We start from the raw sequence: 16,102 nt of genomic DNA, 5'->3' as shown, positions 1-16,102 counted from the left end.
ACTCACTCCTTTTCCTTTATTCGATGTGTTTCTGCGAGAAGAGCGATGACGACGCCTGACCTTCCGTCCTCAACGAAACGGACTTTCAGCGGGTCGGTGGTGCCGGGTCTTTGCACAATGGCGTACCCCTTCGCAGTGTTGAGTTGCGTGATACGTGCGCCCTGCCCCATCGCCTGTCGCAAGGCGCGCAGGCAGGAAATCGCAGATGCGCGAAGGTTTGGCTCGGACGGCAGCAGGGCCGCGTCAGCGGCACTCAAATCCGCCATCATTCCATCTGCGGCGAGGCTGGCGCCCCCCATGTACAGATTGGTATATTCTCCGGGATCTGTCGCGACAGCGACAACCGTCTGCCCGACACACGCGCTCACGATCCGCGGAGCTGTCCCCCAATCTGCAGGCCAGCCCGCTGCCACGCGCATTTGATTGTTAGAAATATTTTCAATCTCGATGTCCGCCGGACACAGTCCCGAACTTCGCCAGGCGCGAACGGCATCCTTGGCCGCGACCCGCTGGCGCAACCAGTCGAACCTTTCGGTTTCCGAGCCGCCATGGGCGCGCAAAAGCGCCGCCTCGCTGTCCGACAGGACGAGCCCAGCCAACACGCCTGCCCAAATTCCCCCGTTGTTGGCCAGCAAACCGTCGGTGATGCATTCCGTGATCACGATTTTCAAACCGTCAAGCGGTGCGATCTCAATGACCCGCGACAGCGCATTCCCAGCAGGGTCCAACCGCGCGTGGAAGAACGGATCCGGCAGATTAAAGCGCTTGTCCCACCAACCCTTGATGCGGCATATAAGATGCCCGTCTGCCGTCACCACATCAATGTCCGACCGCATCTCATCGGTGTTCAAAAGCTTTATATCACAACGGCAAGTCGCCTCTTCGTCCGGAGCAAGCATCTGGCGGAAAATCTCAACGTGCTCTACACGGAATGGGAAAATGTGAAAGGCCGTGTCCAATTGGTCCGCTGACCAGACTCCAACCAACTGACCGACGGCATCCAGCGTGATGGCATCAATTTCAAATGCCGGGGCGCGCGTGGCGGCAAAAAGACTGTCTTGCGGCAACCCAACCAACACACCTTCAGCAGCGGTAGGTGCAGCAACATGCATAGATTTCACGGCCTGCAGGCGCGGCCCGTGAAACATGATGCGTTCATAGACATCCTTCAATGACCAGAGCGTTTCTTTCGCGCCCCCGAAGGCAGAGGCCGACGCGGTAGGCGCAGGTGCGTAATATGCGGCCAGCTCGATATCAGCTTCCGCAATCACCGGGCGCAGGACCGGACCTTGAGCATCGCGAATGCGGGTCCGGATGATCGTTTTATCGCCTTCAACGGCCAGATACTCCGCCGTGACCTCAAGTTTCCGCGACAACGGCTTTTCAACAGTGATCCATCGCGAGGCGCGCACTTCGCGAAGACCCACGACCCTCAGATCTGGTCGTAGTGCAGCAGCGGCCTCAGCCAACGCTTCCATCGTAAAGGTAAGCGGCACAATGCTCAGACCATGCCGATCTGGATCATTCACGGAAATTGCACGGCCAAACGCGTGATCGGCAAGATAAGGCGCAATCTGGTGATTAAGATGGATCAGCGCGTGCAGCGACCGGGCGTCGGCGCTCACATCCACTTCGCTCAGCATCGGGAAACGGTCGCCTGCATTGGGCGCGGCGTCCGCGGGCTGTGTGTTCCCTCCTGCGAAGAAGGCCTGCATGACGTTCTGTTCCGTCTGCATCATCTTGTGCATCGTGTCGAAATAACCATCGATCAGGGTCTCGAGCGGCGATGATGCGGCAGGGGGCCCGTCGGGGGTGATCTTTTCAGGCGCTTGCTGGGCTTGCCGTTTACGCGCAGGACGCCGGCCTGCGCCCAACGTCATCGGTTGCAAGCCCATCTTCAGCGGTTTCGCATTACTCTGCACGGTTTCCGCCGTGCCAGAGAGCGCATCCAGATCAAGAGGCATCCCCTCGGCAAATAGCTGGGCGGCCAGATGATGCAACTGGGTGAGCCCCTGCCGCCCGACTGTATCGGCAGCTACGGTCACATGCGGTTGTTTGCGCAGCACGTCCCCGACAAACGACGTCAGATTGTTCCGCGGACCGCATTCGACAAAGATACGCGCGCCGTCGTCATACATGCGCCGTATCGTGTCCTGAAAACGCACCTCGCTGGACCATTGCGTGGCCATCCAAGACTTTATGTCTTTGGAGGTATTCGGGAACGGCTTGGTGGTCAGACAGGAATAGACCGGCAGCTTCGGTGCGCAGATGTCGATTTGACTAAGAAACTCTTCGAGCCGCCCGCTAAACGGTGCGAATGCAGGACAATGATACGCGCGACCAAAGGGCAAGGTATCACAGAAGCCGCCCAGCGACTTTGCCAGTTCAGGCACCCAATCCGCAGCCTTGGCACTTGTTGCCACGACCACCTGCTGTGCTGCGCAATTGTCCATGCCAAGAAAGACGTCATCGCGCGCCTCAAGCGCAGCTCGCAACTTGGTCACATTCACCGGGCCGATCGTGAAGAGCGTGCCTTTGGCAATCGCATCATCCCGTTCGGCAGCGGCAAAAACCGCGTTCAGATCGCGAATATCCCTTTGAAGGTGCGACACATCCTCATGTTTGGTCACGCCAGCCGCCGAAAGCGCCGCATATTCTCCTGTTGAGTGGCCGAGTAACATGTCTGGCTTCAGCCCGATCTGCTGATACAGAGTGGCCATCGCCATATTGGCCGCGTAGATCGCCTCGGGTCCAACATCCATCCGCCAAAGATCAGCGTCCGGCGGCACCTCCAGCGGTGGCGGGAAAAACACATGGCTGACCCGCGTCCGGCCTGATTCATCGGGATAGGCTCCGTCTACGATATCGAACCACTCACGCATGCGCGGAAAATGCAGCATCAGCGGGGCCAACATGCTGCGATACTGGCTGCCCTCGCCCGGAAACAGGAAGGCGACCTTGCCTGTTTCCGCAAGCGGCTCAGCTGACATGTATGCACCGCGCCGGTCGCGCAGGCGTTTCCGGCCTTTCTGCAGTGCCGCCTTGATCTGATCGAGACGAGCAAGAATATCTTCCCGTGTCCCGCCTGTCACGGCCATGCGCACCCGTCCGGCACCGGTCTTCGCATTCAACGCGGCTGCGCAGGCGGTCAGGTCATCGGCTTGGTGAACCTTTCTTGCGACCGCTTCGATCAGAGACAGCGACTGCTCCTGATCTGGCGCAGCCATTGCAATTATCTCGGAGGGACGTGACACCGCTGCCTTTGGTTCCGCTGCCCCGCGATATTCCTCTAGGATTGCGTGCGAATTGATCCCCCCAAACCCAAACGCATTCACGCCTGCGCGTCTCGGAGTTTCGCGACCGTGAATCCATGGGCGCGCTTCGGTGTTGAGGTAGAACCCGGTGTCATCAAGACCCAGGTCGGGGCTGGATGTATCGATCAGAGTTGGTGGCAATACCCGGTGATGCAGCGCCAGCGCGGCTTTGATCAGCCCGGCAGACCCCGAGGCGGGCAGGCAATGCCCTATCATTGATTTGACCGACCCTATGGCACAGCCCTGTTTCATGTTCCCGAATTCAGCCTTCAGCGCGTCAATCTCGGTCGCGTCACCAACGCTGGTTGCCGTACCGTGCGCTTCGACCAGTCCGACCGTATCCGGCGTCACGTTAGCCGACACATAGGCCCGACGGATCGCAAGACGCTCGCCTTCGATGCGGGGTGCAAGGATCGACATGCCCTTGCCGTCGCTCGCCACACCAACGCTGCGCACCAGCGCGTAAATCCGATCACCGGCCAATTCGGCATCGGACAAACGCTTTATGCACAGTATGCCAACGCCCTCTGCCAGCAGCGTCCCGTCTGCTTCGGCCGAAAAAGGCCGGATTTTGCCCTTGCGCGACAATGCTCCCAATTGGCAGAAAATTTGATAGATCGGGGCTGGGGTTGACGCATGAACACCGCCAACAAGCGCCATGTCGCAAGAACCCGCGCGCAGGTCCGCAACACCGCGATCCAGCGCCACGAGGGAAGAGGCACAGGCAGCGTCGATAATGTAGTTGGCGCCTCGAAAGTTCAGCCGATTTGAAATTCGCCCTGTCACGAGGTTTGGGACCAGTGCTGCCGCCATCTCTGAATTGAAGGGGGGGAGTGATGCCTTGAGTTCCGCCTTGAGCGCGTCGGCCTCTTCATCACCGGTATCGGGATGTAAGGTGCGCAGGATGTCGATCACCCTGTCCACCATCACTCCATGCTGGACTACATTTGCAAACCCGCGATTGATATAGGTTCCGCGGCCCAAGATCACCGCCACCCGATCACCGGGTACAGGGCGCATCTCGAACTGCGCATCCTCGACCGCGTCAGCTGCAATCTCCAGTGCCAGAAACTGGTCCGGCTCGCCACCATCGACAGAGTTTGGCATTACGCCATGCCGCAAAGGATCGAACCGCGCCAGATCCCCGAGAAACCCGCCCCGATTGGTGTAGACGCGGTCATTGGCATCGCTGTTCGGGTCCAGGTATTGCGCTCCATCCCAGTCTTCAGGCGCTTCCGTGACGGCATCGACCTTGTCCACAATGTTGCGCCAAAAGGCCGCCTTGTTTCGGGCTTTGGGAAATACACATCCCATGCCCACAATCGCGATGGGTTCGCACGATGTGTCCGCAGCTTGAATATCGGGCCTATCCTCTTTCATTCGGCGGCCTTGATCGTGTCTTTTGACTGGAGGTCGTCAGTCAGATCGCTGGTCCAGGGACCAAGACCCCAGACAACTTCAGGCACACGATCGGTATCGCTAAGGATCTCGGCCTCGAGCGCGCGAATTCCAAGGTCAGGATCAAGCGCCTCAATACCCAATGCCTCAAACTGCGCTTTGACCTCGTCCGAAACCATGCCGTCACTGTCCCAGGGTCCCCAGCTGAGCGCGACAACACGACCCTGCCAAGCTTGATCCAGACGGCGGGCCAGCTTTGAAACAATCTCATTCGCGGCACCGTAATCACCCTGCCCGCGGTTGCCAAAGCGCCCCGCAACTGATGTGAAGAACGCGCAGAACTTGACGGTTTCCGGCTGCAGGGCCTGCACAAGGATAAAGGCGCTCTCGGCCTTGGTGGCCATGACCCTGCGGTAGCTGTCGAGCGTCTTGTCGATGACCAGTTGATCCTCGATCAAACCCGCACCGTGGATAACCCCGTCTATGCGTCCATAGGTTTCGTAAAGCCTTTCAATGAAACTGGTGAACGCTGCACCGTCCCGCACGTCGCACTGATGGTAGTCGACCTGCGCCCCGGCCGCTTCTAGAGCGGCGATATTGGCACGGATTTCACGCGCCTTTAGAAGAGCACGGCTGGTACGCTCGATCTCGGCAATGCTGATTTTTGCGCCTTCTGCCTTAGCCTGCTGTGCCAGATAAGCTCGCAGGGCCATCGGGTCGGTGATAGCCGCCGTTTCAGCCGATTCCTCTGCATCAGGAACCGGAGAGGATCCTGCGACGACAAGGCGGGGCTGATATTTCCTTGCCAGCCAAAGCAGACACCGCGCTGTGATCCCGCGCGCGCCACCTGTCGCCAGTACGACAGAACCTTGGCCCAGAAGTTTCTGGTCCTTCGCACCCTCGATCAATGAAATTGGACGCGGTTCGGCCAAAAGCTCCACACGCTTACCATCAACCCAACCAATCTCGACCGCGTCATCCCGGCGCCCGGCCTCGTCGTAGATGATACCAGCAATGTCTTCAGGCCCGTAAGTCTCCGCTACGTCGACTGCACGGACATGAGCCGCGGCCCATTCCTTGTCGAGGGTCTTGAGAACACCAACTGGTCCACCAGCCGTCGGGTCCAGTGTGGTGTTTTCATCGAACCCAAATGAGCCGCCCATACGCGTTGCCACGACAATGACCGCATCAGACCGGGTCGCCAGAGCCGGACCAACTACCGACAGGATGAGATACAAGCTTTCGGTCGACGAGCGCACCTGCGCTATCAGGCGCTTGGCCTCAAGAGACACTTCGTCAGCAGAGGCCAGAGGCGCGCAATGCAAAAGACCCGCAACGCTATGACCTTCAGCCGCCGACGCCACATCTTCGGGCGTCAGACCTTCAACTGGCAAAACAATCGGCACGCCACCCGCGCCCTCAATACGCGCGGCGAGAGCGGTGGCTACCCCCTGCCCGTCCTCGGTTATGACATAGGCCGCACCGGGTGAAACCCAGGGTTTGGAGTGCACCGCAGATGTGGTTGATGGCACCATGACAAAGCGGCGTGTTTGTCCGTCCGTATAGCTTGGCTCAGATATTGCGTCCTCTACCGCGGAAACACTGGTAGGCTTAGGTACATCGCCGCTTACGGCATCCACCACCTCCATAAACCGCGCCACAATCCCATCCACGCTCCGTTCGCGTGCTACCGGACCCATCAGCTCGTGTGCCGTTTCACCCGCTTCGACGAGGAAGTGCAGGCGCAGGCTGGCCAGAATCTCCACCCGCTTGATGGAGTCGATGCCCAGATCGGCCTCAAGGTTCATCTCGCGGCCCAGCATTTCCGGTGGATAACCTGTACGTTCAGATATCAATTCCAGTAGCTTTCGGGCTACCCCTTCCGGTTCAGGATTCGACGAGACTGGGTCAGCCTTCGCCTGAGCAGCTGTGGCCGCCGCAGGCGCTTCGCTGCTGACGGCATCCACCACCTCCATAAACCGCGCCACAATCCCATCCACGCTCCGTTCGCGTGCTACCGGACCCATCAGCTCGTGTGCCGTTTCACCCGCTTCGACGAGGAAGTGCAGGCGCAGGCTGGCCAGAATCTCCACCCGCTTGATGGAGTCGATGCCCAGATCGGCCTCAAGGTTCATCTCGCGGCCCAGCATTTCCGGTGGATAACCTGTACGTTCAGATATCAACTCCAGCAGCTTGTGGGTCACTTGTTGCGCGTCGCAGGGAGTCGCGTACGGCGAAGGTGCCGGGTCAGCATGCACCGCGATAGTTTCAGCCGCCCGCGGTTCTGACGGTTTCGGCTCAACAGTTGATGGCGTTGGAACTGGCGCGATCGCGATGTCGGGCCCGTTTGTGGAAGGCGCAGCAGCGCCACCCAGCAACATTTGCATGGTCGACTGGTGGTTTTCGAGCATCTGCTCCATGAGCGCAAAGTGCTTGCGCATAACGCCGACCGCAGCTTCAGAACCCTGTCCGGGGATCGAAATCATCGGCCCTGTGGCAGGCTCAGGAACTGGTGCAGGCGAAACGGAAGGAGAAGGTGGTATCATCACAGTATCGTCTTCGATCCGGGCCGCCAGTCCGATGCGCGAAACCTCTTTTCCCGCTGGCCGAACAGCGGCCAGATCAACCATCCAAAGCAATCCGTTTTCTGTTTCTTCTTCTGGCTTCCAGTTCACGACGTCGACGGACGTATTCGCACGATCCTTCCACAAGGCGCCGAGGTCGAGCTTTACCCCCGCAGCGCTCATCGCGCCTAAAGCCGCGAGGAACTGGTGTACGCCGCTCCGCCCCTCAATATCGGTCGCGACCGCCAGATGGCTCTTGTCGCCCAGAATGGGCTTTGTGAGGCGCGACAACACTGCGTTCGGCCCCACTTCAACAAACAACCGAATGCCGCTCTCGTACATTGCTTCAATACTGCCCATGAAACGAACTGGCTGCGTCAGGTGTCGGGTAAGTGTTTCGGCCACAGCCTCGGCATCTCGCGGGTACGTGGCGGCCGTCTCATTGGCAAACACCGGCAGTTTCGGCGCCGTCATGGGCGTATCGGCAATGGCCCGGGCCAACTTGTCCCGCGCAGGGGCTACGAATTCAGAGTGGAATGCGCAGGCGACCGGTAAACGGCGCGCACCAATCTTCGCTGCATGCAGCACGTTTTCAACGCGCGCCAGGTCATCTTCCGCTCCTGCCAACACCGTTTGCGTGGGAGCGTTGTAATTGGCGAATGTGACGCCAGTCAGATCAGATACGGCTTCGCGGATCTCGTTTTCAGAGGCACTCACCGCGGTCATCGTTCCGAGATCGTCGCCACCCTCGCTAATCATGGCGTCACCGCGCGCATGCGCCAAAGACCACAGTTCTCGCTCACCAAAAGCGCCCGCCGCGCTCAGCGCCGACAATTCACCAAAACTGTGACCGGCCACTGCACCCGCATCCGCTCCGAACACCCTTAAAAGTGACAGTATACCGCTTGAGATAGCTCCAATTGCCGGCTGCGCCACATCCGTACGCATCAGGCGTTTTACCTGCTCTGATTTCTCAGCCTCCGACATTGCGGGCCGCGGATAAATCTGATCGGCAAAGCTCAAATCGAGCAAATCGCGCAAATGCTCATGCGCCGCGTCGAGCGATTTGCGCATGGCCGGGAAATACATAGTCAGACCGGCTGCCATGTTGGGATATTGTGACCCCTGCCCCGGAAACAGGAACGCAATCTGATCAGTCTTCAGCGGTTTACCTTGCGCAACATAGGCGCCTAACGGATCGACCTCGCGCATATCCGTCGCACCTGTTTCTATCGCGCTCGCCGCAGCAACGATGCGCGTCGCTGCATCGGCAAGCGAGCTTGCCACCATGGCGAAGCGGGCACCGGCACCCGCGTCAAACCGCGCCGCAAGGCTGGCTGCAACGTCGCGCAAAGTCCACGCCTCTGTCTCGAAAGCGGTGGCCGCCTTTCGCAAGTCCGTCACCAGAGCCGCTGGGTCGTCTGCTGAAAACAACAGTAACTCATGGCTCCAATTTTGTCGGACCGGGGCCTGATGCCGTGGCAGGTATCCACCATCATATTCCTCGAGCACGGCGTGGAAATTCGTGCCACCAAATCCGAAAGCGCTCACGCCCGCCCGCCTTGGGCTGGCTCCGGTTTTCATCCACGGCCGGGCATCGACATTTGGATAAAACGGACTTTCCTGGAAGTTCGCGGTCGGGTTCGGCTCGACCACATGCATGGTCGGCGGCAAGATACGGTGGTGCAGCGCCAACGCCATCTTGGCCATCCCGGCACAGCCAGCCGCCGCCTTCGTATGGCCGATCATCGACTTGACAGACCCGATCGCGCAGAACTGTTTGTCAGCGCGCGTGGGTCCGAACACGCTGGTCAGGCTTTGAACTTCGGTACGGTCACCCACGATCGTCCCCGTACCGTGGGCTTCAACGAGGCCAACGCTCGACGGAGAAATACCTGCCCGCTCATAGGCTCTGCGCAACGTTTCCTGCTGCCCTTCTGGCCGCGGAGCCGTCAGCGACAGATCGCGCCCGTCCGATGCACCTGCCACACCGCGGAGAACGGCATAGATCCGGTCACTGGTTGCCTCGGCGGCTTCTAACGGGCGCAACACCATTGCCACCAGCCCTTCCGAGATTGCAATTCCATCCGCACTGGCATCAAAAGTCCGGCACCGGCCACGGGCGGACAACGCCCGTGTCTTGGAGAAAGCGACGAAATCGAATGGGCTCATGAACGCATCGACGCCCGCAACAATCACCATGTCGGATGTCCCGGTCTCAAGCTCGCGCACACCGGTCATCACTGCCGCGAGGGAAGATCCACATGCTGCGTCGACAGTGAAGTTCACACCGCCCAGATCGAACCGGTTCGCGACGCGACCCGCGATCACGTTCAGTAAAACCCCTGGAAAACTGTCCTCGGTCCATTGCGGTAGCCGCTCGGTAACCGCCTCGGGCACCTGGCCCAAAAGCGCTGGCAAGGTCGCACGCACCGCATATTGTTGACCCATGGGCGCTGCGCCGCCGCCTACGCCAATGATGACGGACGTGCGGCGCCGAAGTGCAGCATCCGGGATTACACCGTCTTCGAACCCGGCGTCCTCAAGCGCCTTGCGCACGAGTTCCAGCGTCAGCAACTGCAGCGGTTCTACACTGGCCATCGAATTCGGTGGAATACCGTAGCGGATCGGATCAAAAGGCATCTCATCCACGAACCCGCCCCAGCGGGAATAGGATTTATCTGGCGCATCCCGGTCTTCGTCAAAATACCGCCGCCAGTCCCACCTTCGGTCGGGTACTTCGGTGATCGCATCCACCTTGTCGAGAATATTTTCCCAGAACTGAAACTGATCCTGCGCTTTCGGCAAAATGGTCGAAATACCGGTAATCGCGACGCGTGACCCCGGGCCTTCGACGAATGCTTCCTGTCGCGGCGCCTCCGGCACGGCCTCTTTCAAATAAGAGACTGCCCCATCGCAGACGTCCGCGTGTAAATCGGCAATAGTCGACGCGCTGTCGCGCAGCGACGCCAATTGTCCGATCATGTACACCCCTTGCCGTTCCTGATCGGCTTCGGGTACTTCGATGTATTTTGCTGCCCCATCGACTTTTCCGAAGTTCGGATTTCGGTCGATGCCTTTGGAGGCGACGCGAGACCTGCCGACATTAAACCGCTCGAGCGCATCCTTTATATCTTCGGCCTCGACACCTTCAGCCAGCAGTCGGGCCTTTTCGCTTTGGAATTCGTCCGCGATCGCGCTTCGGACGACACGAGTCGCATGGCCGACACCGGATTCCAGCAGCACGGTTTCACGCGCACCCAGAACGAGGTCCTGGTACCGCTGCACCACCGCGCCTGCGGCGACGGCCTCCTTTGTCAGGATGTAGGCGCTCCCCATGAGAACACCGACTTCGGCGCCCTGCGCCACCGCGTCGGCCGCAATTGTGGCAACCATCGCCGAGCTGCATGCGTCATGAATGCCTCCAGCGAACAAGATCTGACAGTCCATTGGATCGCTGCCGTAGAATGCGCGCAATGTGTCCATTGCCTGCTGCCACAACACCGCACTCGACCGCGGCCCTACATGACCACCACATTCCCTTCCTTCAAAGATGAAGCGCCGCGATCCCTGCTCCAGAAAGACTTTGAGTAGCCCCGGTGATGGCACATGCAGGAACGTCGGGATTCCGGACTTTTCGAGCCTTAGTGCTTGGTCCGGCCGCCCACCCGCGATCAGGGCAAAGTCCGGCGCGTTCCGCAGAATGATCTCTAACTGCTCTTCGCGCAGAGCGTCATCTACAAAGCCCAGCACGCCTACTCCCCAAGGCTTATTGCCTAGCAATGCCTTGGTTTCAGTGACAAGTTCGTTGGCCTCTTTGCCCCGCATGAGCGCAAGTGCGATGAATGGCAACCCACCGCCATCGGCAACGCAATCAGCAAAGGCCGCGCGGTCGCTTACCCGGGTCATCGGGCCCTGAAGTATCGGAAATTCGGTACCCAGTTTCTGTGCAAAAGCGCTGTTGCGCGCCAAAGCACGCTGCGCATGCGCCGAAGCAATCTGGTCTTTGGAACGCGCCAACAGATCATTCAAAGCAGTGCCCACTCGCCCATATTTTTCAAGCATCGGCTTGGCGAAACATGCATCCTGACCCACCAACCAGACACCACCGCCAGTAGCTGGGTCCAAGAGATCTGCTACCGCTGCAGCGAGTGCGGAGGGGCTGGCATCTGCCACTTCCTTCACTGAACGTGCCGGGGCGTGATCAGGTCTCCAGAACATCCGGTACCCGATATTGTCGACACCCGCGACGTGAAGCGTTTCGCTGCCGTCGAAAACTTTCAGCGCCCGGTGCATCGGTGCAGGTGTCAGGGCCTCATCCAGCAGCGCAAGGGGCCAATCCAATGCAACCCCTGCCGCACCAGCCAAGCGAAGCGCAGCAACCGTATCCGGCCCGACGCCACCGTGTACGATGATCGGCAAATCGGTAACCTGACGCAGCGCCTGAAGAAGGATAAACGCCGTCTCGTCTCCGCTTCGCCCTCCGGCTTCATGTCCCTTGGCCAGCCAGCCGTCTGGGGCAAGATCGCCCTCCAGGGCAATTTGCGACCGCGAAACAACTTCGACCAGCACACGAGTTTCGGGTGCCTCGGACCTCAGCCGAGCGATCGTCCCGCCAGTGGCCTTCGCAAGCTCTCCGACAATTACAATCGTGTGCGGAGCCCCGTCGCAAAACAGATCCGAATCCAGCGCGGCGTCGAGACCCATCGATGTGAGCTTTAGCCCCCATAACGCTGGCGCAGCGGCACGCAGATCGGTGACTGCGGTCAAAACGTCCAATCGCGTCGGATCAGCATATTCAAGGTCAAGGCAGCCAACATGTTTCGCCTTGCACGCTGCATGCGGTACTTTTGATCCGAGGTAGTTTGGGATTGAAAACCCAATGACTTCAAAACTCTTGTCCGTCAAATAATCAAGCATCGGTCTCAACTCCTGGCCCGCGCTTACTCCGAACCACCTACTAATAAATCAGCGCAAAGCTACGCGTAGATCGCGTTTTGTCAGATTACCGCTCCAGAGAATTACTATGAGCGGACCTTGGCTCGCGTTGATGACATCCCTGAACCCCCACGGTCCGGGCCCACTCAGAAGCCCCAAAAAACTCAAACCAGCCACGCTATCGAAATAAAATTGTCGATATCAGTTTCGCAGCAACATTTTACCAATGCTCAGTTACCTTCTAACGCAACTTAATGCGTATTGTCTAGAAAGCAGCAGATGCGAAAAGACATCATGCAGAATTCAGAAACTGGGAAATCCAATCTTTTCAATTCAATACAAAAATGTACTTTGCAAATCGTCGTGGCAGTCGCCTCGATGGTCGTGTTAAAAACCGGCCCGATGATTGCACTCTTGGCGTGAATGCCTAGGTTTTGAGCACCCCGTATTAACCTAAGGTAACCCAATAACCGTTTTTCAACGAATCGATTCGCGTCTGAGACGCGTGAAATCTCAATCGACCGGACCGGTTTCAACGCGCGGAAGATACCGTCCCAGTTTAATGACTGAATTGAGTAAGCATTCTGACCTGCGCCTGTCAGCCACCAATACCACGATGACCAGTAAGGTCCCGAAAACGGTGTTTACGTCCTTTGCAACACGACGGTTAAATCACATTATCAGTGACACCAAGGCCGTCTGAAAGTTGAGTCGTTGCACGGAGTAGGAATGTCGTCGAACCCCCAAGGTCAAAAAGAATTATTTCAAAAGAACGACAAAGGGCGACCTCCGTCGGTGTTCTGGTCGCGCCTTAACCGCGATGAATGACAACAGCAGATCGAAAGCTGTTACTGACAGGCTGGGTCTACTCAGTCGCCTCGTATCCAGCGACGTAACCGTCGTGGAACGCTTCGGCGCGACGGCTTGGACGGATTTGGATCAGCGCTATGCGTCGAACGTTCAGCGGGCAGTGCGCAAGCGTCAGCGTGATCACATGGCTGGCCGGTCTTGCGCGCATGCAGCTTTGGCCCGGATCGGACGTGATGTCCCACATCTCGGGATCTTGCCTTCCGGAGCACCTGACTGGCCAGAAGGCGTACGGGGCACAATCACGCACTGCAGCGAATACGTCGCGTGTGCCGTCAGCGAAAGATCTCAAACCGAGTGGCTAGGTATCGATGCTGAACCTGCCAAACCCATACCGGCAGAGATCGCACAGATAGTTGCGCAAGGGCATGAACACGAGTGGATTTCCCGCGCACCTTTGAACGGACGTATTCTTTTTTGCGCCAAAGAGGCGGTGTTCAAAGCTTGGTACCCCGTACGCCAAACCTCTCTCGATTTTGCAGATGCGTCATTGGAGTTTAACGCTGAAGATCAAACGTTTAATGCACGCATACTCATTGACGGCAGTTTGAACCTGCGCGGGCGCTGGGATGTAAGCGACGGTATCATCGCTACAATTGTCGCTCAGGCAAGACCATCTTGAAGGTTTTATAGGACGAATTCGAACGCGTCTTTGTTTAGCCTGTAAGCCTGCCCTTTAATCCGCGCCGCGACCACGGCACTCGGTGAGAGTTGAGGCATCAGCAGACTTTGGCGCGCTTTGGGCAATAAACAAGACCGCCGACCTCGAACAAATGAAGCAGGGTTTGCCTCCAATCAAGCGGGTCCGGATGGCTCTCTGGAAACTGGTATTACTCTTGATTTCTTTCCTCGGTCCTTTAGGGTTTCTGCAAGAACTGTGCAGTGAAGAGTGAACAGAATCGGTTCCTGCGGTCTCGGGCTCCAATCGAAACGGAGACACCAATGAGCACAAGTTTCTCTCGCACATACTATTTCGGGGACAGTCTGACGGATGTTGGGAATGCGTTCCAACTACTGACCTCGGTTCTCAGCTCGTTCATACTTTCCGACTTGATCGAAAGGTTCGGAGAGGTCGTGCCGCTCGCCCAGTTGCGGGCGCTGAGTGAGAAGATTTCCGAGCAAATTATTTTGACAAACTTTCCCGAGTTCGGCAGCGAGCGCGCGATCACAAATGCCTTCACACATCCCGAATACACCGCCACGCTAGCCGGGTTTGAGGTTGAAAACTACGCTTACGCGGCCGCCAGAACCATTGGCAGGGATGTTCTGGAAAACATAATCGACCTCGAAACTCAGATCGATAACTTCGAACGGAACGCGATCGCAGGCGTTCCAAAAGGCTCTGCCGGTGTTATTCTGATTGGCGGCAATGACCTCAACTCCCTTGTCGACCAGGCCGAGGCGCAAGAAGGGTCCACCGTTGAAGAATTGTTTTCGCTTCTGGGTTCGGAAGTCGATGACATTTTGGCGGAAATCGGCCAGGCATCCGCCAGGCTTACACAGGCCGGTGTCGAGACTGTATATCTGGCCACCCTACCGCCAACGGGATTGTTTCCAGACTTCGACAGTTTATCAATGGTCACCCAGGAATTTGCTGGGTTGCTGGTCGATACCTTCAACGAGGGCCTCGCTGCGCTGGTTCAATCCCAGATCAATAGTGGAAGCGATGTTCGCGTGCTCGATTTCTTTGCAGTGACGTCCGCGCTTCTGGAAGATCCGGAGAGCTTTGGAATTATTGCCGAGAAATTCGACCTCCTGATTGACGGAAGCACATTTGACAGCGATCAGGTTCTTGCCTGGGACATGCTGCACCCGGCAGAAACGGTGCATCAGCTTTGGGGGGCATACTCCGAGTTCGTCTTTCGCGGGGGCGACACGGTACTGCTGGACGATGACGCGTCGGTTTTCAATTCAGGTTCCGGACCGGACGGGGTTTTCGGGCTGGGTGGCGATGACCGGATCAGCGTTGGACCAGGAAACGATGTGGTCTTCGGAGGTACCGGAAACGACATCATCAATGGTGGCATCGGAAACGATATCATCCAGGGCGGGCACGATAACGACACCGTGGTCGGCGGTCCCGGCGACGATATTGTGGGTGGCGGTGCTGGAAATGATGTTTTAGTCGGCGGCGATGGTCGTGATGTCATCACGGACGGTCTTGGCAGCGACATCGTCTTCGGCGGTGCGTCCGACGATATCTTTGTCTTCATCGAACCTTCTCTGATCGGTGGGAATGAAACACCTTCGAGCGATGTTTTTGTTGGAGGCAGCGGTCTGGACACCCTTTATCTCGTTCTTGATGAAGCGGCCTATTCCGAATTCGTTGCCAGTTCCGATGACCCGTCTGAACTGCTGGCGCAGTTGGGCATCACAGTGGCCGGGGTCGAGTCCATTCTTGCCATTGATGGACGTCAGTCCATTGCAACCGAACTTTCCGCATTCGATTGGTTCCTTGAAGCCGACTATTGGGGCGTGATATCTGCGCCTTCCTATGCAGATTTGGTCGCCTAGTTTCCGCCTCCTCACCGTCTGCGTTTCTATTTCTTTTCCATAGTCAGGTCTGACGCATTCGAACCAGTTTACGTTTGGACAATAATACCTCCCCGTCATTCAGCGCTGAGACCGAGCCACTCCGAGAGAGTAGTGGCGTAGTTCAGCTTGAAATTTACTATCGAAGAGAGGCAGCGCTCCGAATTGAACAGATTGTAGATTGAAGTATGGACGGCTGCGAATTTTCGATGCGAACACCGGCCCGAACCGAAGCGCGTGATGGTGCCTCCGGAGACATTACGAGGGAAGCGCGCCAGCTCACGGGATTACGGTCGTCTCTTTGACGGCTGCCATAGCCCAAGCGTCCGGAAAAACAGGGAAGGAACGGGTTTGCTGTCAGAGATGGGGTCAGTGGCGGAGAGACAGGGATTCGAACCCTGGAGACGGTTTCCCGCCTACACACTTTCCAGGCGTGCGCCTTCGACCACTCGGCCACCTCTCCGTGAGCGCGATGTTTGGACCATCGCC

At 57.9% G+C, this 16,102-nt stretch carries 4 protein-coding genes and 1 tRNA gene; 2 read left to right on the top strand and 3 right to left on the bottom strand.

Annotation, left to right across the window (positions count from 1 at the left end; genetic code table 11):
- Window positions 1-2: 2 nt before the first annotated feature.
- Window positions 3-4,694 (bottom strand): type I polyketide synthase, encoded by a 4,692-nt coding sequence (locus AC2FIT_RS09300; RefSeq protein ID WP_496828788.1) that lies wholly within the window; start codon window positions 4,692-4,694, stop codon window positions 3-5.
- Complete coding sequence (locus AC2FIT_RS09295) at window positions 4,691-12,196, bottom strand: SDR family oxidoreductase (RefSeq protein ID WP_496828786.1); 7,506 nt, start codon at window positions 12,194-12,196, stop codon at window positions 4,691-4,693. The genes AC2FIT_RS09300 and AC2FIT_RS09295 overlap by 4 nt, the downstream gene beginning before the upstream one ends.
- Before the next feature lie 838 nt (window positions 12,197-13,034).
- Here AC2FIT_RS09295 and AC2FIT_RS09290 point away from each other — a divergent pair.
- Together AC2FIT_RS09290 and AC2FIT_RS09285 are read left to right on the top strand one after the other, a co-directional pair.
- On the top strand, window positions 13,035-13,703 hold the full coding sequence (locus AC2FIT_RS09290; RefSeq protein ID WP_496828784.1) for a 4'-phosphopantetheinyl transferase family protein: 669 nt from the start codon (window positions 13,035-13,037) through the stop codon (window positions 13,701-13,703).
- Between the two features lie 320 nt (window positions 13,704-14,023).
- Entirely contained in the window at window positions 14,024-15,595 is a 1,572-nt protein-coding gene (locus AC2FIT_RS09285) for an SGNH/GDSL hydrolase family protein (protein WP_496828782.1), read from the top strand.
- A 391-nt stretch (window positions 15,596-15,986) separates the two neighbouring features.
- Here the strand turns inward: AC2FIT_RS09285 and AC2FIT_RS09280 are convergent.
- Window positions 15,987-16,076, bottom strand: a tRNA-Ser gene (locus tag AC2FIT_RS09280).
- Window positions 16,077-16,102 lie beyond the last annotated feature (26 nt).

The organism is Ruegeria sp. YTSA135, assembly GCF_059610165.1.
Note: the sequence above shows the minus strand (reverse complement) of the source record. Positions and strands in the feature narration are given on the sequence as shown.

Excerpts from the sequence above, each read along its gene's own strand:
- AC2FIT_RS09300 (WP_496828788.1), bottom strand. The coding sequence starts at position 4,694 with ATGAAAGAGGATAGGCCCGATATTCAAGCTGCGGACACATCGTGCGAA.
- AC2FIT_RS09295 (WP_496828786.1), bottom strand. The coding sequence starts at position 12,196 with ATGCTTGATTATTTGACGGACAAGAGTTTTGAAGTCATTGGGTTTTCA.
- AC2FIT_RS09290 (WP_496828784.1), top strand. The coding sequence starts at position 13,035 with ATGAATGACAACAGCAGATCGAAAGCTGTTACTGACAGGCTGGGTCTA.
- AC2FIT_RS09285 (WP_496828782.1), top strand. The coding sequence starts at position 14,024 with ATGAGCACAAGTTTCTCTCGCACATACTATTTCGGGGACAGTCTGACG.